General features: G+C 30.4%; 21 protein-coding genes. 10 read left to right on the forward strand and 11 right to left on the reverse strand.

The genetic code is table 11. The features are described from left to right. Window positions 1-81: 81 nt before the first annotated feature. From FHS04_RS00090 to FHS04_RS00120, 7 genes are all read right to left on the reverse strand, one after another. Window positions 82-1,326 (reverse strand): OmpA family protein, encoded by a 1,245-nt coding sequence (locus FHS04_RS00090; RefSeq protein WP_106677008.1) that lies wholly within the window; start codon window positions 1,324-1,326, stop codon window positions 82-84. Between the two features lie 94 nt (window positions 1,327-1,420). Beyond that, entirely contained in the window at window positions 1,421-2,752 is a 1,332-nt protein-coding gene (locus tag FHS04_RS00095) for a DUF58 domain-containing protein (protein ID WP_027878582.1), read from the reverse strand. 85 nt (window positions 2,753-2,837) lie between these two features. Then, window positions 2,838-3,932, reverse strand: coding sequence for an AAA family ATPase (locus FHS04_RS00100; RefSeq protein ID WP_106677003.1), 1,095 nt, complete (start codon window positions 3,930-3,932; stop codon window positions 2,838-2,840). Between the two features lie 3 nt (window positions 3,933-3,935). Next, a complete protein-coding gene (locus FHS04_RS00105) occupies window positions 3,936-5,132 on the reverse strand; it encodes a DUF4350 domain-containing protein (protein WP_106677001.1) in 1,197 nt (398 codons plus the stop codon). Further along, the gene (locus FHS04_RS00110) at window positions 5,129-5,899 is read right to left on the reverse strand and encodes a DUF4129 domain-containing protein (RefSeq protein WP_106676999.1); all 771 of its coding nucleotides are present in this window, start codon (window positions 5,897-5,899) and stop codon (window positions 5,129-5,131) included. Before FHS04_RS00110 ends, FHS04_RS00105 begins: the two co-directional genes overlap by 4 nt. Then, on the reverse strand, window positions 5,892-6,833 hold the full coding sequence (locus tag FHS04_RS00115) for a hypothetical protein (RefSeq protein WP_106676997.1): 942 nt from the start codon (window positions 6,831-6,833) through the stop codon (window positions 5,892-5,894). The genes FHS04_RS00110 and FHS04_RS00115 overlap by 8 nt, the downstream gene beginning before the upstream one ends. Beyond that, on the reverse strand, window positions 6,814-7,797 hold the full coding sequence (locus FHS04_RS00120) for a stage II sporulation protein M (protein WP_106676995.1): 984 nt from the start codon (window positions 7,795-7,797) through the stop codon (window positions 6,814-6,816). The genes FHS04_RS00115 and FHS04_RS00120 overlap by 20 nt, the downstream gene beginning before the upstream one ends. A 79-nt stretch (window positions 7,798-7,876) precedes the next feature. Here FHS04_RS00120 and FHS04_RS00125 point away from each other — a divergent pair, with 79 nt between their 5' ends. Together FHS04_RS00125 and FHS04_RS00130 are read left to right on the forward strand one after the other, a co-directional pair. Then, a complete protein-coding gene (locus FHS04_RS00125; RefSeq protein ID WP_106676993.1) occupies window positions 7,877-8,623 on the forward strand; it encodes an RDD family protein in 747 nt (248 codons plus the stop codon). Between the two features lie 183 nt (window positions 8,624-8,806). After that, window positions 8,807-9,409 (forward strand): trimeric intracellular cation channel family protein, encoded by a 603-nt coding sequence (locus tag FHS04_RS00130; protein WP_027878589.1) that lies wholly within the window; start codon window positions 8,807-8,809, stop codon window positions 9,407-9,409. Window positions 9,410-9,418: 9 nt separating this feature from the next. Here FHS04_RS00130 and FHS04_RS00135 read toward each other — a convergent pair whose 3' ends face one another. After that, on the reverse strand, window positions 9,419-10,126 hold the full coding sequence (locus FHS04_RS00135) for a peptidylprolyl isomerase (protein WP_106677041.1): 708 nt from the start codon (window positions 10,124-10,126) through the stop codon (window positions 9,419-9,421). 7 nt (window positions 10,127-10,133) lie between these two features. Here FHS04_RS00135 and FHS04_RS00140 point away from each other — a divergent pair, with 7 nt between their 5' ends. Both FHS04_RS00140 and FHS04_RS00145 read left to right on the forward strand, forming a co-directional pair. After that, window positions 10,134-10,775, forward strand: coding sequence for an NUDIX hydrolase (locus tag FHS04_RS00140; protein WP_106676990.1), 642 nt, complete (start codon window positions 10,134-10,136; stop codon window positions 10,773-10,775). Between the two features lie 47 nt (window positions 10,776-10,822). Continuing rightward, on the forward strand, window positions 10,823-11,626 hold the full coding sequence (locus FHS04_RS00145) for a lysophospholipid acyltransferase family protein (RefSeq protein ID WP_106676988.1): 804 nt from the start codon (window positions 10,823-10,825) through the stop codon (window positions 11,624-11,626). 43 nt (window positions 11,627-11,669) lie between these two features. Here the strand turns inward: FHS04_RS00145 and FHS04_RS00150 are convergent, their stop codons facing one another. After that, a complete protein-coding gene (locus FHS04_RS00150; RefSeq protein WP_106676986.1) occupies window positions 11,670-12,302 on the reverse strand; it encodes a hypothetical protein in 633 nt (210 codons plus the stop codon). A 3-nt stretch (window positions 12,303-12,305) separates the two neighbouring features. After that, window positions 12,306-12,800: an RNA polymerase sigma factor gene (locus FHS04_RS00155; RefSeq protein ID WP_027878594.1), complete on the reverse strand. Its 495-nt coding sequence runs from the start codon at window positions 12,798-12,800 to the stop codon at window positions 12,306-12,308. 173 nt (window positions 12,801-12,973) lie between these two features. Here FHS04_RS00155 and FHS04_RS00160 point away from each other — a divergent pair, with 173 nt between their 5' ends. The 4 genes from FHS04_RS00160 (at window position 12,974) to FHS04_RS00175 (ending at window position 15,713) form a co-directional block, all read left to right on the forward strand. Continuing rightward, on the forward strand, window positions 12,974-13,153 hold the full coding sequence (locus tag FHS04_RS00160; protein WP_106676980.1) for a hypothetical protein: 180 nt from the start codon (window positions 12,974-12,976) through the stop codon (window positions 13,151-13,153). A gap of 1 nt (window position 13,154) precedes the next feature. Beyond that, window positions 13,155-14,513 carry a histidine kinase gene (locus FHS04_RS00165; RefSeq protein ID WP_106676978.1) on the forward strand — a complete coding sequence of 453 codons (1,359 nt, stop codon included), beginning with the start codon at window positions 13,155-13,157 and terminating at the stop codon, window positions 14,511-14,513. A gap of 22 nt (window positions 14,514-14,535) precedes the next feature. After that, window positions 14,536-14,877 carry a 2TM domain-containing protein gene (locus FHS04_RS00170; protein ID WP_027878597.1) on the forward strand — a complete coding sequence of 114 codons (342 nt, stop codon included), beginning with the start codon at window positions 14,536-14,538 and terminating at the stop codon, window positions 14,875-14,877. Between the two features lie 80 nt (window positions 14,878-14,957). Further along, the gene (locus tag FHS04_RS00175; RefSeq protein ID WP_106676976.1) at window positions 14,958-15,713 is read left to right on the forward strand and encodes a LytR/AlgR family response regulator transcription factor; all 756 of its coding nucleotides are present in this window, start codon (window positions 14,958-14,960) and stop codon (window positions 15,711-15,713) included. Here the strand turns inward: FHS04_RS00175 and FHS04_RS00180 are convergent, their stop codons facing one another. Beyond that, complete coding sequence (locus tag FHS04_RS00180; protein ID WP_106676974.1) at window positions 15,714-16,898, reverse strand: LETM1-related biofilm-associated protein; 1,185 nt, start codon at window positions 16,896-16,898, stop codon at window positions 15,714-15,716. Between the two features lie 152 nt (window positions 16,899-17,050). Here FHS04_RS00180 and FHS04_RS00185 point away from each other — a divergent pair, with 152 nt between their 5' ends. Together FHS04_RS00185 and FHS04_RS00190 are read left to right on the forward strand one after the other, a co-directional pair. After that, window positions 17,051-17,701, forward strand: a complete 651-nt coding sequence (locus FHS04_RS00185; protein WP_106676972.1) for a DUF4331 family protein — start codon at window positions 17,051-17,053, stop codon at window positions 17,699-17,701. A gap of 22 nt (window positions 17,702-17,723) precedes the next feature. Then, complete coding sequence (locus tag FHS04_RS00190) at window positions 17,724-18,284, forward strand: DUF4331 family protein (protein ID WP_027878601.1); 561 nt, start codon at window positions 17,724-17,726, stop codon at window positions 18,282-18,284. The last annotated feature ends 27 nt before the right edge of the window (window positions 18,285-18,311 follow it).

The following is an 18,311-nucleotide window of genomic DNA, read 5'->3' on the forward strand; positions in this document are numbered from 1 at the left end:
TTTGATAGTTCAAATGTCTAACAAAACATGAGGCTTTCACAAACTAAGTCACCGAACTGTAGATTTTTTATGATGAATTGTTTATTCTACAGGAATTACCTCTACACGTCTGTTTTTTACTCTACCTTCTTCTGTATTACTTGTGTCTACAGGATATTGTTCTCCAAAACCTTTAACTATTAAACTTTCTGCGTTAATACCTTTATTTAATAAGTAATTTTTTACTGTATTAGCTCTTTCAAAAGATAGTTTAAGATTGGTTTCTTCTGTTGCCGTATTATCTGTATGTCCAGAAATTAAATATTTTTTAAATTTTCCTTTTGATATAAGTTGAGCAATATTCTCAAGTTTTTTAATTTCTGAAGGTCTAATTTCTGCTTTACTTAATTCAAAATAAATTACAATAGGTTTTAGGTTTTTAAGTTCTTCTTTACTGTAAGCATTTTTTATCTCTTTTTTAGGACAACCGTTTTCTGTTCCTTGTAATTTAGGACATTTATCATATTTATCTGGTACACCATCTTTATCATAATCTGGTAATGGACAACCTTTGTTGCTAATATCTCCTGCTATTGTAGGACACCTATCATAAAGGTCTGCAACACCATCGTTATCTTGGTCAGGACAACCGTTATTGGTTCCTGGTGTTTCTGGACAGTTGTCTTCTTTATCAGGTATTCCATCTTTATCGGTGTCGGGACATCCATTAAATTTTGCTAATCCAAATGTGTCAGGACATTCGTCCTCTTGATTAAAAATACCATCATTATCATTGTCTGCACCTCCAAATTTGAAAATTATTCCTGCAGAATGTTGATAATGGCTTAAACCATAATCTTCAAAAGAATGCTTGTAGGCACTTTGTGCTGTAAAGCCAAAATTGTATGTCAACCAAAAATCTATACCTACAGCTCCGTTTACTGTTCCTGCGCCAATTTCGTCTAACCAAGTATATCCGCCACCAAGACTTACGTATGGATTAAAAGTAATATTATTGATTAGTTTGTATTTAAACATACCGTCAATAGAGATGTACGGAAATTTTTCGTCTCTGTTGGTATGTTCTTGTTTTATGCTATTAAGGGATACAAGTGCTTCAAAAGATATTTTATTCTTTAAATGTCTAGCTAAAGCTAATTTAAAACCTGCAGGATCCATATTCCATGTTTGAAATTTTCCTTCTTCGCCAGGTAATTTTCTTACAGGATTATTTACTGCGTTTGTACTTAAGCTTGCTGTCCAAGGAGAATAATGATCTTGAGCAAAAGTTGTTAATGTAAAGGATAGGGAAAGAATTACAGTTAGTAATAAAACTAAGTGTTTCATGTTTTTAGTAAATTGATTAATAGCAAAGCCAATATAAACTAAAAAAACAGAATATTAAAAATAAATAGATAACAGGTAAAGTTTGGCGATTAGCTTACAATAAACCACGTGCTTTAATTTCTAAGTATTTATTAATTGTATCTAATGTAAGGTTTTCTGGAGTAGTTAAAATAGAGTAAATACCATACTTTTTAAGTTCGTTAACGATTAGACGTTTTTCAAAAGCAAATTTTTCTGCAATTACCTTATCATAAGTTTGCTGTATCGTTTCGGCAGGTGCTTTGATAAATTTATCTAGCTCTGTATTTTCAAAGAAAATAACAACTAGTAAATGGTTTTTTGCAATACCTTTTAAATAGGGTAATTGTCTATGTAAACTGTCTAATGTTTCGAAGTTTGTGTAAAGTAGTATTAGACTTCTATGTGTAATGTTTCTTTTTATATCTGCATATAATCTGCCAAAGTCACTTTCAAAAAAATCGGTGTTAACATTGTATAAGCCTTCAAGAATTAAATTCATTTGAGATGTTCTTCTTTCAGCAACTACACGATTTTCAACACGTTTAGAAAAGGTGAAAATACCTGCTTTGTCTTGCTTTTTTAATGCTACATTGCTAATCACTAAAGATGCATTTATAGCATAATCCAAAAGGGTCAATTGGTTAAAAGGCATTTTCATAACACGACCTTTATCTATAACAGAATATACTGGTTGCGATTTTTCATCTTGAAATTGATTAACCATTAACGCATTTCGTTTTGCAGTAGCTTTCCAGTTAATGGTACGCAAATCGTCACCTAAAACGTAGTCTTTAATTTGTTCAAACTCCATTGTGTGACCAAGTCTACGCACTTTTTTGATACCGTATTGTAGCAAATTATTACTGAAAGCCATCAAGTCGTATTTTTTTAATTGAATAAAACTTGGGTAGTTAGGTACCATTGCATTATCGTTAAAAGTAAAACGTCTTGCGACTAAACCAAACACCGATTTTGCGTATATATTTAGTTTTCCAAAGTGATATTCGCCACGTTCTACGGGACGTAATTGATATTCTAATTTAGATGAAGATGTTGCGTTTAGCTTTCTTTCAATATTAAAATCTCTTACTTGAAATTGTTCAGGAATTTCGTCAATGATATTTGTATATATAGGAAATGTATAAAAGTTTTCAATCTCAAGTTGAATTGGATTTTGATCTCCGTTTGAAAGTTTTTCGGGTAAAATTCTTGAGGCTAAAATTCCTTTTTTAGCTGAAAATAATAGCAACGTATCTAATAATGTTAATGCGATTAAGCCTAAAAGCAAAAAAGAAACAATATTGAGTAATCTTGGAAACAAAAAGCTAACCACATACAATATCATTATGGCAATGCATGCATAGAAAAAACGGTTTTGTATGTAAAATGGTTTTATGAGTTTCACTTGATTAGTTCTAAGTTTAAAGTTCTAAGTTCTAAGTTTAAAGTTGAAAGACTGTTTACTGTTTACTGCTAACTGCAAACTGAAATTACCTCGGTATTTCTACAGCTTCTATAATCTGCTTTATAATTTGTTTGCTTGTTACACCTTCCATTTCGCGTTCTGGCGTCACAATAACACGATGTTGTAACACTGGTATTGCTGCTTGTTTAATGTCTTCTGGAGTTACAAAATCGCGTCCATTCATTGCTGCAAAAGCTTTACTAGATTTTAGAATAGCTATAGATGCTCTTGGTGATGCGCCTAAATATAAAAATGGATTGTTACGTGTGTTTACTATAATATCTGCGATGTATTTTATTAAATGACTTTCGATAATAATCTGATTGACTAAACCTTGAAATTCTTTAATTTTTTCTTGACTTAAATAAGTCGTGATTTGATTAATTTTTTTATTTCCTTTTAAGTCGTGTTCACGATTTAAGATTTCTATTTCTTCTTCTAAATTAGGGTAATCAATATCTATTTTGAAAAGAAAACGGTCTAATTGTGCTTCTGGTAAACGATACGTCCCTTCTTGCTCTACAGGGTTTTGAGTAGCTAAAACAATAAAAGGTAAACTCATTTGATATTTATTACCGTCTATAGTTATTTGGCGCTCTTCCATTACTTCAAACAACGCAGCTTGTGTTTTTGCTGGTGCACGGTTAATCTCGTCAATTAAAACCATGTTAGAAAAAATAGGACCTTTTTTAAACTCAAATTCAGATTTTTTCATGTCAAAAACCGAAGTTCCTAAAATATCACTCGGCATTAAATCTGGTGTAAATTGAATACGACTAAAATCTATTGCTAAAGATTTGGCTAATAAACGTGCCGATATTGTTTTTGCAACACCAGGAACACCTTCTATCAAGGCATGACCGTTGGCTAAAATAGCTGCAATTAGCATATCAATCATTCCTTTTTGACCAACAATTACTTTACTAATTTCTGACTTTATTTGTGCAACACCTTGTTGCAGTTCGGTTAAGTCAATACGGTTTGTAAAGTTTACATTATCGTCTGTTGTGTCTGTCTTAACATTATCTGAAATAACATCATTTGTTGGTGCCGAATTTTCTGTGTTTTCAGCATCTGACGGAATGTGATTTTTTTTGTCTTCGTTATTAAATTCTTCCATAATTTATGCGGTGTAAAAATCTTCTATTTGCTTATTTAAATGGATTAAATCTGCTTCTGTACATTGTGGTTTTGCTTTTAAATGTACTATAGATTTAACTAACTGTTGTATTTGTTCTTTGTCTTTTCCTGATTTCTGGATCAGTAGCTTAGTAAAACGTTCGTCTAAAACTTGAGTGTCTAAAAAGTAAACACGTCTTAAATATTCTAAAAAGTAAGTTATTTTCTTTTCAACTAAATTATTATGATCTTTAGTTTCGTAATATAAATTACCAATGGTTTTTGTAAATGCTACGGTAGTATTTTCGTGAGGTTTAATTTCTTTAACAATGCGTTGTCTTCGTTTTGCGTTAAAAATTAAGAACAAAAGCAAACTAATTAATCCTAAATACCAAGCATAACGTAGTGCATCTTGACTTAATATAAACCTAAGTTTAGAACCGCTTACGTTGGTGTTAGCCTTATTTAATGAGTTGTAATAAATATTGTCTTCTGGCAGATATCCTAAAACAGCTTCGGTATATTTTTTATTATTTTTCTTTAATAAACTATAATTTGTGAAGGCTATAGGTTGTAGATGAAGTAAAAACTGACCATCATAATGTTTTACTTTTATAAAGTTAGGAAACGCAATACTGTCAAACGTTTGATGTCCTAAAACAGTTGTAAGATCTTTATCAAGTTTTGAAAAATGAAAGTTGTTAATACCTCTATCTATAGTGATACTATCTGTTTTAAACCTTGGATTGGTTAATGTAAAATAGCTATTACCTTTTAAATCATATTCATTAGTTGTATTAAATCCTAAAGAGTCTTTTAATCGATTAGGAAAGTAATTGCTAGACATTAAAACTGTATTACCGTAGGATACAAAATCTAGAAGTTCTTGTGCAGAAATATCGTCCATTTCTGAATATTGAGCAACGTGTATAAAATTACCTGTTGTGGTGTATTCATCTTCTTCCCAATTGTAATACTCGTCAAAAAACTCGTAAGGTGTTTTTCTTACGTCTGTAAATTCTTTATCAGAAAAAACGTTTTCTAATTCTTCATGAAAAATATAAGTTCCAAAAGGTATTTTATGTCTTTCATTATAAGTTGGTTTCCAATTTATAGGTCTTTCTTTAGTAAGCTCAATAAAAGCAATTAAGCCTAAGAAAAGGATTAGTAATCCTACATAAATTTTTATTGTTCTGTTCATGCTTTTACTGAGTTTAAAAAGTTAGTAAAAGCACGTTTTGCTTTGTCAAACTGAGTTTGATCTACATTAAACTCGCCATACCAAATGTAATTATATAGGTAAGATGTATAGGCAAATTGTTCTGAGATTTCTGGTGTTTTTATTTCGTATTGATAGTCGCTGTTTGTTTTTTCCGGATCGTAGTCTATAATTTCTTTTTCTGATAAGCCTTTTAAAAGCCACAAATAGTAATATCTAATGGCAAGTCTGTAATTGTTATTACTTTCGGCTTCGCTTATTAAAGCTTTAAAATTTGTTTGATGAATGTTGTTTTCTAGATCTGTTACAGGAATAATTTTTTTGTCAGAAGATTTACCAAAAACCCATGTTCCTTCTTTGTTAACGATAGCTTTAAAGATAAAATAGATAACTAACAAGAAAATAATTACGCCTGCAATTTTTAAAGCTATGTCTGTTGCTCTAGAAGCTTGACCAGCGTTTTGAATGTTAAATAGACTTTTTAGAAAATCTGAAACCGCTTTTTTAAATCGTGTCCACCAACCAGAACTAGCTTTGCTGCGTTGGTAAATAAAATCGTCTCCGGTATATTTTTCTGATAAGTTATCAAATTGTTTTGGTAGGACGTTTGCATTATCTGTTGCAACAGAATCTATTGCTTCTAAATACTCATAGTCTTCATAGACTTCTTGCGAGTGTTTTTGAAGCGCATTAGCAGTACCAAAAGCTAATAAAAAAAGGATAATATGTAGTTTAAGTAATTTACTCACCAGATCCTATTTCGTCAATAACACTTTTAGTGTTTACATTTTCGCTAGTTTCTTTTAAACCGTAATACACAATACTTTGGTTAACTTGTATAATGGTTTGTAAAGTTGTACTAATAATAAATGCAATTACAGAAATAACTATAGCTAAAATTAAACTACCAACAGGCATCTCATCTATAGTTACAGGTTCTTGTATAACAGTTATACTTTGTACACCTTGTACAATACCCTGAATTAGACCAACACCCATCTGTACAACGTAAGCCATTAAGTAAAAAATACCAATGCAACCTACAGCATGCCAAAATTTACTTCTAATTAATTGCCATGCATAACCAAAGCTATCCCAAAAATTACGTTTATTGTCTAATTGCTCTAAAAGCGTCATATGGTAAAGACTACTAAAAATACCTATTAAAAACGGTAGCGCAAGTATACCAACAATAGTTATTGCTAGTATAAAACCAACGATACCAAAGATAATAGCCAAAGGTATAGCTAAAATAAAACCTAAAATTACAAACATGATAAGTTTACCAGCATTGGCTTTGTAGCTATCTTTAATTTCTTTCATACCAAAATTGGGACCATTATGTTTTTCAAAAAGTTTAAAGTAAATAGGAGTGAAGGCATACACAATTATCCAAAATAATATAGATAAAATCACAATACCTATAATGGTAAGCACAAAAACACCAAAGTTTTCATTAGCAAATTGATCTATTGACGCAGTTGGGTTACCAGAAGTAGAAAAACTATACATAAAAGACTCTGTATAAGTTTTAGTTACATAATAACTTACAATAGCTAATAGAATAATAAGTGCACCACTAACAGTAAAAAAGAAAGTAAAGAAGTGTTTACCGTGTTCTTTTAAAAAAGTAAATGTGTCTTGAAAAAACGAGTTAAAGTCTCTATTTTGATAAAGCTTCATAGTTTAGTTTTGTTTTTCGGTTAACAATAAACGGATATATTAAATAGTAAAATGAAATTATGCTTAGCGTAGTAAGTATGATACCAATAGATAACCAATTTGGCATTATGTTAGAATATCTAGTAACATAACCTTCTAAAAATCCAGCAGCAATAGTAAAAGGAAATGTGCTTATTAAAATTTTAACTCCAACTTTTACACCTCTTTTAAAAGATGTCATCCTAGAGAAAGTTTTAGGAAATAAAATACTAGCGCCTAAAATAAAACCAGCAGCACCTTCTATAACAATTGCAAAAATCTCCATAGCGCCATGTATCCAGATACCTCTAACGCTTTCCCAAAACACATCTTCTTTTACAAACATATATTGAAAAGAACCTAGCATAATGCCATTTTCCATTAAAATATAACCTGTGCCTAAACCTCCAAAAATACCAAAGACAAAAGAGGTTATACCAACATAAAGGTTGTTTAATGTTATACCAAAAGCGCTTCCCCAATTACTACCACTTTTGTAAATAGCAACAGGATCTCCTTTTTCAATATTTTCTAGGGTTAGATTAACATAATGATCACCAAGAACTAATCTGATAAAAGCATCATCAAACTCTGCAGATAGAGCACCAATAGCCACAAAACTTAAAAAAACTAAAAAAGCGTAAGCCACGTAACGTCTGTATTCATACATTATTAATGGGACTTCAGTCTTCCAAAAGTATACAAATCTATTAGTGTCTTGTCGCTTAGTTTTATAGATTTTTTGAAACGCTTTTGCTGCTAAATTATTAAGATATAAAACTGTTTTACTTTTTGGGTAATACGTTTGTGCATAGGACAAGTCATTAACCAATTGTGTATAAAGTGAGGCTAATTCGTCAGGGTTTTTTAGTTGTTTTCCAAAAATAGCTTGTTCAAATTCTAGCCATTTTTCTTTGTTGGTTTTGATAAAAGCGACTTCTCTCATAAAGCAACCAAATCTACATATTTTTTATATTAAAACCACTTTTATGCGTTAAAAAAATGCTTACATTTGACCTTAGCTTATGGTCAATATATCAATAAATACCACACAAAACGTAAATATAAATTTTGTCGCAGCTAGTGTTGGCGAACGTTTGCTCGCATATCTTATAGATTGGATTATAAAAATAGCTTATGTTATTGTTGTTTATCAATTAATGTTTAAAGCTTTTAATTTTGAAGATTGGGCTAAAGATATGGACCAATGGTCTGTAGGTGCAGTTGTTGTGTTTTTTTATTTGCCAGCTATATTTTATTCTCTGATTTTTGAATCGCTTTTAGATGGACAAACACCAGGAAAACGAATAATAAAAATTAAAGTAGTTAAAATAGATGGCTATCAAGCTTCTTTTCCAGACTTTATTGTAAGATGGTTTTTTAGAATAGTAGATTTGAATTTGTTTTCTGGTATTATAGGGTTAATTGCAGTAGTTACTAGTAATAAAAACCAAAGAATAGGAGATATGACAGCAGGAACAGGTGTTATAGCTTTAAAAAATAAAGTCAATATTAGTCATACCATTTTAGAAGAACTTAAAGACGATTACACACCAACTTATCCATCTGTAATAAAGTTGTCAGATAATGATGTACGTATTATTAAAGAAACATATTTGGCTGCTAAAAAATCTAAAGACTACGCTACATTAATTAAGTTAAGAGCTAAAGTAATTGAGGTAATGGAAATTAGACACCAAGTTGAAAGTAATGATATGGAATTTATTTCCACAGTTATAAAAGATTATAATTACTACACACAAAACATGTAAGCAGAGAACCACTTTTTTTATAAAAAAAAAGTGTGTGAATCGCTTATGCTGAGCGTAGTCGAAGTATCTTTGAGAACCACTTTTTTTATAAAAAAAAGTGTGTGAATCGCTTATGCTGAGCGCAGTCGAAGTGCAAAGTCGAAGTATCCCTTACTATTAAATTTTAAAAACAATTTCAATCCAATGTTTTACATCATAGATATTTTAGGAACAATTGCTTTTGCAATTTCTGGTGTACTTGTAGCACTTAACAAACGTATGGACGCATTTGGTATTTTAATTATTGCGTTTGTAACAGCAGTTGGTGGCGGAACATTAAGAGATGTTTTGATTGGCGAAACACCAGTAAGTTGGATGAAAGATATGAGTTATGCCTACTTTATTTTTGGCTCTACAGTATTTGCCGTACTTTTTAGACATAAGATTGATTACTTGCGTAAATCATTGTTTTTATTTGATACAATTGGTATTGGTTTGTATACTGTAATTGGAATTGAAAAAGGAATTTCGGCAGATTTGCATCCAATAATTTGTGTTTTTTTGGGTACGATGAGTGCTTGTTTTGGTGGAGTAATTAGAGATATTCTATGTAACGAAATACCAGTGATTTTTAGAAAAGAAATCTACGCAACCGCATGTATATTAGGCGGTATTACTTATTTTGCTATAAGCCAGTTACCCGTAGTTACAAACTTTGTTTTTGTTATCTCTGGTCTAGTAGTAATTATAGTAAGGTTAATAGCTGTAAGGTTTAAGGTAAGTTTACCAAGTCTTTATAAAGATTAGTAGCATTGTTTATTCTAAAACTTCAACAGTTTTAATATATACATTAACAAAAGGCCAATCAGACTCGTCTGTTTTTACAGCGTTTATTTTATCAACAACATCCATTCCTTTAACAACTTTTCCAAAAATAGTGTAATCACCATCTAGATGAAAGGCGTCTTGCTGTGTAATAAAAAACTCATAAGGCGATGCTAATTTATGAGGGTTTTCAATATCACTACTTGGCATAGAAATTACACCTCGATGATGTGTAAAACCACGTTTAGTATCTGTAGGTAATAAGTAATGACCTATTTTATGTCGTTTTCTGGCTACTCTAATATCATCTGTGTTTCCTCCTTGGATGATAAAGTTTTTAACTACACGATGAAACTGAGTATTATCAAAAGCTCCAATTTTTGCTAAATAAATAAAGTTAGCACGATGAAACTTGGTTTCGTCAAACAATAAAATATCAATATCTCCCATGCTTGTTTTAATGCGTACTTTATTCTCTAAGTTTTCTTTTTCATATTCTAAGAAAAAGTCCATAACATTTTCTTCAGTTAAATAAGGATATTCCTTTTTCTTAATCGAATCTTTTTTAACCGTTTTAGTATCTGTTTTTACAGTGTCTGCAGCTTGTTTGGAGTTGTTATAGTTAGTTTTAGTCTTAGATTGCTTATCTTCACAATTAAATAAAATAAGACAAAGACTAAAAAAAAGAAATAGGCGCATTTTTAAAATGAATTTTAAGGATTTTACCATAGCATTGTCAAAAATAAAAAATATACCACTACCAGCCGAAACATCTCAGTTTAAAATGGCTCCACCTTATCGTGAAGCTCTTTTGCAACAGCAAAAAGATAAGATGAAACATGCTAGGCAAAGTGCGGTAATGGCGTTGTTTTATCCAGATTTAGAGTTACAAACTAAACTTATTTTAATTTTAAGAAAAACTTACAAAGGTGTACACTCGGCACAAGTTGGTTTTCCTGGTGGAAAAGTAGAACATTCTGACCAAAATTTAATGCAAACAGCTTTAAGAGAAACCCATGAAGAGGTTGGCATAAAACCAGAAATAATAACGGTTTACAAAGAAATGACGCAAGTTTATATTCCGCCAAGTAACTTTGTAGTTCAGCCTTATTTAGGTATTGCAGAGCAAACTCCAAAATTTGTCAAACAAGAAACAGAAGTAGAAGATTTAATAGAAGTTTACTTAAAAGATTTGTTAAGTGATAGTAACTTAACCCAAAAAACAGTAAAAACCAGTTATGGTGTTGATGTTGAGGTGCCTGCCTTTAATTTAAGTAATTATTTGGTTTGGGGCGCAACAGCAATGATGCTTAGCGAAGTTAAAGACTTATTAAAACAGGTTTTATAAGTGTTTTGATTTGTTATATTTGTAGCTCCTTAAAACTTAAACACACTATGGGATTACTTAAAAAAAATCCTTTCGGACATATACTTTTTGTAAAAAAATGGTTAATCAGAATCTTAGGTCTTTTAACACACAGACGCTATAGAGGCTTTAATGAGTTACAAATTGAAGGTTCTGAAATTATAAGACAATTACCAGATACAAACGTTTTATTTATATCTAATCACCAAACGTATTTTGCAGATGTTATTGCCATGTTTCATGTATTTAATGCTGCTTTATCAAACAGACAAGATAATATTAAGAATGTAGGATATTTATGGAATCCTAAACTAAACATGTATTATGTTGCAGCAAAAGAGACCATGAAATCTGGTTTATTACCAAAGATTTTTGCTTATACAGGATCTATAAGTATAGAGCGTACTTGGCGTAGTCAAGGAAAAGACGTTAATCGTCAAGTAAAAATGAGTGATATTTCTGCAATAAAACGCGCTTTAGATGATGGTTGGGTTGTTACATTTCCGCAAGGAACTACAACACCTTTTAAGCCTATTAGAAAAGGAACAGCTCATATTATAAAACACTACAAACCTGTGGTTGTACCTATTGTAATTGATGGTTTTAGAAGAAGTTTTGACAAAAAAGGACTAAGAATTAAAAAGAAAAACGTTTATCAAACTTTTGAAATTAAAGAACCTTTAAAAATTGATTACGAGAATGAAAGTATCCAAGATATTGTTGAAAAAATAGAATACGCTATAGAGCAACATCCTTCATTTTTAAAAGTAATCCCAGAGAAAGAATTACTTGCTCAAGAAGAACTAAATAAGCAACGAGAGTTTTTATCATAAGTAAGAAGTCCGAAGCTAGAAGTAAGAAGAATGTGTTTTCTCTCTAAACTTCCATTTTCTTAAGTTCGTTGTAATTCTTGTTAAGACGTTTTAATAAAATACCATAAAGTAACTTGTAAAATAACCAAATAACTATACCAAATATTAATGTTGCAATAACAAACATAGCAATCATTACAATGTATTGTTGCGTGTTAAAATGTTCTATTTGTGCAGCTAATTCAGGATCGTGTCCAGAAGAATATATAAATCCAAATACCATAGAAACAAATACCATTGCTAGATTATAGATTACATAATATCTAATAACCTTTCTAGTTTTAAGGATGTTTTTCATTAGTTTTCTTGCACTGTCTGTAACCGAGATATTTTTGTAGGACTTGTATAATAAGAAAACAAATAACAAAATTATTGCGTAAGTAAATATAGTGATGCCTATAAAAGCAGCGTCACTATACATTGCATCTAATTTTTGTTTATATCCATCTGATGTAAACATTGGTATAGTATTTATACAAATCCAAAATAACAATTCTGCAATACTTATGTAAAACAATGTTTTTACAATGTTAGACGACTTTTTATGTAACATGGCATATAAATCACTACTTGATTTTTTTTCAAAAGTGTTATTGTTTTTTTGCCAATCTTTCTTTAATAATTCTAATTCATCCATGTTTTACGGATTTAAAATGGTTTTTAGCTTTTTTTTCACTCTATTCATTTTCACTCTGGCATTAACTTCGCTAATTCCCAAGGTCTCACTAATTTCTCGGTAATCTTTATCCTCTAGATATAAAAATACTAGAGCTTTTTCAATGTCATTTAATTGGTGTACAGCTTGATACATTAATTTTAATTGTTCTTCTTCTGTGCTGTCATATTCTTCTGCACTAATTTTAAATTGTATAGCATCAAATTCTTGCGTTTTTATACGACGTTTAGATTTACGATACAATGTAATTGCTGTATTTAAACCAACTCTATACATCCAAGTTGTAAATTTACTATCACCTCTAAACTTCGGGAAGGCTTTCCATAGTTGTATGGTAATCTCCTGAAATAAGTCGTTGTGTGCATCATAATTATTGGTGTAAAGTCTACAAACTTTGTGCACAATATTTTGATGCTTTTCTAGTAATTCTACAAAATTATGTTCTGATGGTTTATCCAATATCTTTTAGTTAGTTGTACTTATTTGTAGCTTAAATAAAGAAGATGTTACACAAAATTAGAATTATTTTTTGCGTAGCTACAATTCGTCATAAAAAAATAACAGTTCGGTATTTCAATTTTTAAAAACCTAAATTCTTAATAGATATTTGCCTTGTAATTAAAACACAAACCATGTTTAAACTCGTATTAATAATTGTAATGGCTGTTACAGGACAAGTAAAAGGTCTAGACAAACCTTTAGTAGCAAAAGCAGATAAAACACCTATTTTTACTACCTTTAATCCATATCAAAACACTAATTTGTATAGCAAAAATAAGTGCTTTTTAACTTTAGAAACTAACATAAAATAAGATGATTAAATTTTTAAAAGAAACCGCTAAAGCCTTTTCAATTGGTGTTCTAGTCTTTTTAATTAGAGGCATATTTATATTGGCTAATGGTAACACATTAGATTTTAACCAAGATTTAGCTTTAGATTTTTTTTATAATCAATTATTTGCAGTGTCATTATACTTAGCCAACGCCTATTTTGTAACGTACATGATGAATAAGTATAAGCAAGACTTATTTAAACTTAATCGTCTTTTAGTTGCTTTATTGTCTTCAGTATTTATATCATTAGCAACCATTTTTATACTTAGATTTTTAATAATAGTTTATGGGTATAACCAAGATGCTACATCGTTTTTACAAAATGAGAAAGTTGTTTTTTATTGGATGTCTTTAACTATATCTGTAGTCATTACGGCTATATTTTATACGGTTTACTATATAAAATCTAAACAAGAAACTAAGGTAAAAGAGCAAAAAGTAATTGCAGGAACAGCTAGTGCTAAGTTTGATGCTTTAAAAAATCAATTAGATCCACATTTTTTATTTAATAGCTTAAATGTATTAACCAGTTTAATTGAAGAGAATCCAGACAAAGCACAGCAATTTACAACCAGTTTATCAAAAGTATATAGATATGTATTAGAGCAGAAAAATAAAGAATTAGTGACAGTTGACGAAGAGCTAAAGTTTGCAAAAACCTACATGTCTTTATTAAAAAACAGATTTGAAGATAGTATAATTTTTGAAATACCAGAACAAGCACAAAACCCAGAAAGTAAAGTTGTACCACTATCACTACAGTTATTATTAGAAAATGCTGTAAAACATAACGTAGTAACAAGTAGTAAACCGTTACACATTAAAATATTTGAAAGCAACGGAAATTTAGTTGTAAAAAATAATCTACAACCCAAAAAAATATTGAAAAAGAGTAGTGGTGTTGGATTAGCAAACATTAGACAACGCTACCAATTATTAACAAATAAAAAAGTAATCATCAATCAAGAAGCAAACAGTTTTGCAGTTGCATTACCAATGCTTACAAAACAAGTATCAGTTATGAGACAACAACAATTATCACAATCAAAAATGCTTGACAGTTATGCACGAGCAAGACAACACGTAGAAGAATTAAAAGGGTTTTATTTTAGTCTAGTAGCTTACTGTATCGTTATACCAAGTTTATATTTTATTTGGTACAAATTTACACCATTTACAATTCAATGGTTTTGGTTTCCTATGATAGGTTGGGGATTTGGACTAACAGCACAAGCCTTTAGAGTATTTGTAAATAATGGCAAATTTGGACGCAGCTGGGAACAAAGAAAAATAGACCAATTTATGAGAGAAGAAGAACAAGAAAAACGTTGGAATTAATAACAAAAAATCATTAAAAATCATGAGAAATACAGATATACAACCTTACGAAGATAATTTTTCTAGAAAAGAATTTTTAAAAGAAGAAGCCTACCAAAGAGCTAAAGAAAAAGTAAAGAAAATAGTAGGATTTTATTGGCATTTAGCGGTATACATCGTAGTAAACATATTTATTATTTTAGCAATTGTATTAAATGGCGGATCCTTATGGCATTTTGGTACGTTATCAACACCATTATTTTGGGGAATAGGTTTATTTTTTCATTTCCTAGGAGTTTTTGGACCTAGAGTATTTTTTGGAAAAGATTGGGAACAAAGAAAAATTAAAGAGTTTATGGATAAAGAAGAGTCTATGTGGGAATAGTTCTTTTTCAGTAAGCAGTAAGCAGTAAGCAGTTTATTACTTCTGTTGCCAATAATCAACCACTCATAAAAAAAATAAAAATGAAAGTTATAATTATAGAAGACGAAAAACCATCAGCAAGACGATTGCAACGTATGCTAACCAACCTAAATGTAGAAGCTACAACGCTTTTACATTCTGTAGAAGAGTCTATTAACTGGTTTAATAACAATACACATCCAGATTTAATATTCTTAGACATACAATTAAGTGATGGTTTATCGTTTGAAATTTTTGAAACCATAGAGATTAATTCTGCTATAATATTTACAACTGCTTATGATGAGTACGCATTACAAGCCTTCAAGCTTAACAGTATTGACTATTTACTTAAACCAATTGACGCAGAAGATTTAGAACAAGCAGTACAAAAATATAAGTCAAGATTACCACAAAAAACTAATATGTCTTTAGATTTTGAAGACATAAAAAAACTATTAGTCAATCCAATTGACAGAGTATATAAAAAACGTTTTTCTATAAAAGTAGGACAACACATAAAGCTTGTAAATACAGATGAAATAGAATGTTTTTACAGCGAAAATAAAGGCACATACTTACATACTACAGATAATAGAAACTATTTGTTAGAAAACACTTTAGAAGCTTTAGAAGAAGAGATTGATCCAACACAGTTTTTTAGAGTAAATCGTAAGTTTTATGTAAACATAGAAGCTATTAAAGACATTATAAGTTATACCAATTCCAGGTTACAAATTAAGTTAAATTCTTACAATGAAAATGATGTCATTGTAGCTAGAGAACGTGTTAAAGATTTTAAGGAATGGTTAGATTAACTATTCCTTTTTTTCTTCTTCAATACGGTTATCATCAAAAGCACTTGGTAATAATTTAGGTATAAACTTAACCACAATTGGTAGTAATAACGCGCCGCCAGGCAATAAAAAGATAGCAAGACTTGGTATAGATTTAAAAATATCTAATAACTGGTCTTGTACTTTTTTTTGTTCTTCTTTAGAAAGGTCTCTTATAGTAGATTGAGATAATAATAGCAGTAACTCTTTACTCTCTTTAAGTTCTTTAGTTAGACGTTTCCCGTTTCTTTTAATTAACTTTAAAACAAAACTTGTAGAGTTATCGTAAAATGTTTTTACTATGTTTTTTGATCCTAAAAGCGGTACTTCTTCTTTAAATTTTTTATAAAAACTTGCTATGCTACTAGATGCTTGGTGTACATGCAGATTGCTTAAATTTAACTGTTTACCTAGATCAGATAAAAAAAGTTCTTCATTACTATCAATTTTTGCATCTGTCCAAGTTGCCATAGCAGCCATATCTAAACAATATTTTGCAAAAATTTCGGTTTCTACTTTAGCTATTGCTAGATTGTAGTCTAATACTTTTTCATGTTCGTATCTTGCAGATTGCTCAAAAAGATCAATTAAATTTTCATCATAATTTGACTTATGTTTTTTTGCGTTTAGTGTATTAATAACAATACTTTCTATAATAATTTCATGATCTCTTAAAAAATCATCACTAATACTTTTGTCTTGTAAGTAAACTCTAAAAGCAATAATATCAATAAAAAGTAAGGCGTTGGTTACAAAGTAGTTAAAGCTTTTGTCTATTAGATTGTCATCAATTTGTATACGCTTATTAATAATCCTTTCAACACTATCCTCTTTATCTTTATTTCCAATAAATATATTTAAAAACGAAGATCTTTTTTTGTTTAAAGCATTGTAAAATGCATCAACATCTGTGTAAAAATCATTTTCACTTTCACTATTAATATGAATGATAAGTAATGCAATTACTAAGTTAATTTTGCAAAGTTCTTCACTTTCGTAATCGTTATTTTTGATAAGGTTAGCAACAATATCTACGTTGCTTCCATAGATAAATCCGCAATGTCTAAACGCTTCGTAATAGTTTTCAAGACTCGTATTTTTTAAGACTATATTAGGGTTTAAGTCTTTTATTAATTTTTTTATCCAACCTGTAGCCGATGGGTTCATGCCTTAAAATAAATAGATGGTAAAGATATATTTTTAATCTGATTTTATCACTTCAAATTTTCTTTAACAAAATTTTAATAAAACCTTAAGTTAAATAATTGCGTAGGTAGTGTTGAGAACCAAAAATAATAATTAACAAAATCTCAGACATTATGAAAAATTTAAAACTAGTATTAGGAGTTAGCATTTTTGCAATTGCAGGCTACTTCTTTTTATCTGCAGACCATATTGATGCGCCTGCAGTATCAGGTGGTACAAGTGATATCACAGATTTTTATGCCTTTCAGGGCGAAGACACGGACAACTTAGTATTTGCTGCAAATGTGCAAGGGTTACTTAGTCCATCAGCATCAGCAAGCGCTGCTTTCGATGAAAACGTTATGATAGAATTTAATATTGACAACACAGGAGACAATGTTGAAGACTTAGTAATACAAGCAGTACCAAGAGACGGAAAAATGTACTTTTTTGGACCATTTGCACCGTCTGCAACTGGGTTAAACAGTATGATTAATACTTCTGCAGATGTAACAGTTGTAGATATTACTTCTTACGGAAGCAATGCAATTATTGAAACTAACGGAAACATTAAAGCTTTTGCAGGACCAAGAGACGATCCTTTCTTTATGGATTTTGCGCAATACGGAGAGATTATTGCAGGAAATGCTTCAGGTTTTAACGATCCAGGTACAGATACTTTTGCAGGAACAAACGTAATGTCTGTTGTTATTGAAGTACCAAAATCTTCTATTGGCGGTACAGGAACTATCAATACTTGGGTAGAAACTAAAACTAAACAATAATTAAACTTTTAAATTAAAAATTATGAAATCTATATATAAAATATTTAGCATCGCAGTATTTGCATTAGCTGCTGTTAGTTGTTCTAACGACGATGACTTTACTCAAATACCAACGCAACAAGAACCAGATTTTTCAGGGACGTATGCTCAAAATGATCAAATGGGTAGACCAGCAGTAAATACCGTATTTGTATCATCATCTTCAAAAGATATGTTTAATACAACTATTCCTACAGATCAAAATGCAGCGTTTCAATCTATGTTCGAAACTAACTTAACAGGTTTAAGTCCTGCATATGCAAATCCAGGAGACCAAAATGCATTAGGTTTAGATGCGCCAACATTTACTGGGTTATTAGCTACAGATGTACTTAATGTGTCACTAGATGGTACAACTACTTTCTTTGACGGGACTAACGTATTAACAGGTCGTGCATTAGCAGACGATGTTATTTCAGTAGAACTACTACTTATCTTTGGTGGTGAAGATGGTACAGAAAACCCTTCGCTTTCAGATGATCATGTAGATGCAAATGATAAGCCGTTTTTGACGTCTTTTCCTTACTTAGCATCTCCTTGGTAGACTATTTTAATTAAGGAGTATTTCCCC

The sequence above is a fragment of the Mesoflavibacter zeaxanthinifaciens subsp. sabulilitoris genome, assembly GCF_014191595.1.
Classification (GTDB): Bacteria; Bacteroidota; Bacteroidia; order Flavobacteriales; family Flavobacteriaceae; genus Mesoflavibacter; species Mesoflavibacter zeaxanthinifaciens.

Excerpts from the sequence above, each read along its gene's own strand:
- FHS04_RS00150 (WP_106676986.1), bottom strand. The coding sequence starts at position 12,302 with ATGGATGAATTAGAATTATTAAAGAAAGATTGGCAAAAAAACAATAAC.
- FHS04_RS00175 (WP_106676976.1), top strand. The coding sequence starts at position 14,958 with ATGAAAGTTATAATTATAGAAGACGAAAAACCATCAGCAAGACGATTG.
- FHS04_RS00090 (WP_106677008.1), bottom strand. The coding sequence starts at position 1,326 with ATGAAACACTTAGTTTTATTACTAACTGTAATTCTTTCCCTATCCTTT.
- FHS04_RS00130 (WP_027878589.1), top strand. The coding sequence starts at position 8,807 with ATGTTTTACATCATAGATATTTTAGGAACAATTGCTTTTGCAATTTCT.
- FHS04_RS00165 (WP_106676978.1), top strand. The coding sequence starts at position 13,155 with ATGATTAAATTTTTAAAAGAAACCGCTAAAGCCTTTTCAATTGGTGTT.
- FHS04_RS00160 (WP_106676980.1), top strand. The coding sequence starts at position 12,974 with ATGTTTAAACTCGTATTAATAATTGTAATGGCTGTTACAGGACAAGTA.
- FHS04_RS00145 (WP_106676988.1), top strand. The coding sequence starts at position 10,823 with ATGGGATTACTTAAAAAAAATCCTTTCGGACATATACTTTTTGTAAAA.
- FHS04_RS00140 (WP_106676990.1), top strand. The coding sequence starts at position 10,134 with ATGAATTTTAAGGATTTTACCATAGCATTGTCAAAAATAAAAAATATA.
- FHS04_RS00190 (WP_027878601.1), top strand. The coding sequence starts at position 17,724 with ATGAAATCTATATATAAAATATTTAGCATCGCAGTATTTGCATTAGCT.
- FHS04_RS00105 (WP_106677001.1), bottom strand. The coding sequence starts at position 5,132 with ATGAACAGAACAATAAAAATTTATGTAGGATTACTAATCCTTTTCTTA.
- FHS04_RS00170 (WP_027878597.1), top strand. The coding sequence starts at position 14,536 with ATGAGAAATACAGATATACAACCTTACGAAGATAATTTTTCTAGAAAA.
- FHS04_RS00120 (WP_106676995.1), bottom strand. The coding sequence starts at position 7,797 with ATGAGAGAAGTCGCTTTTATCAAAACCAACAAAGAAAAATGGCTAGAA.
- FHS04_RS00180 (WP_106676974.1), bottom strand. The coding sequence starts at position 16,898 with ATGAACCCATCGGCTACAGGTTGGATAAAAAAATTAATAAAAGACTTA.
- FHS04_RS00115 (WP_106676997.1), bottom strand. The coding sequence starts at position 6,833 with ATGAAGCTTTATCAAAATAGAGACTTTAACTCGTTTTTTCAAGACACA.
- FHS04_RS00125 (WP_106676993.1), top strand. The coding sequence starts at position 7,877 with ATGGTCAATATATCAATAAATACCACACAAAACGTAAATATAAATTTT.
- FHS04_RS00100 (WP_106677003.1), bottom strand. The coding sequence starts at position 3,932 with ATGGAAGAATTTAATAACGAAGACAAAAAAAATCACATTCCGTCAGAT.
- FHS04_RS00185 (WP_106676972.1), top strand. The coding sequence starts at position 17,051 with ATGAAAAATTTAAAACTAGTATTAGGAGTTAGCATTTTTGCAATTGCA.
- FHS04_RS00135 (WP_106677041.1), bottom strand. The coding sequence starts at position 10,126 with ATGCGCCTATTTCTTTTTTTTAGTCTTTGTCTTATTTTATTTAATTGT.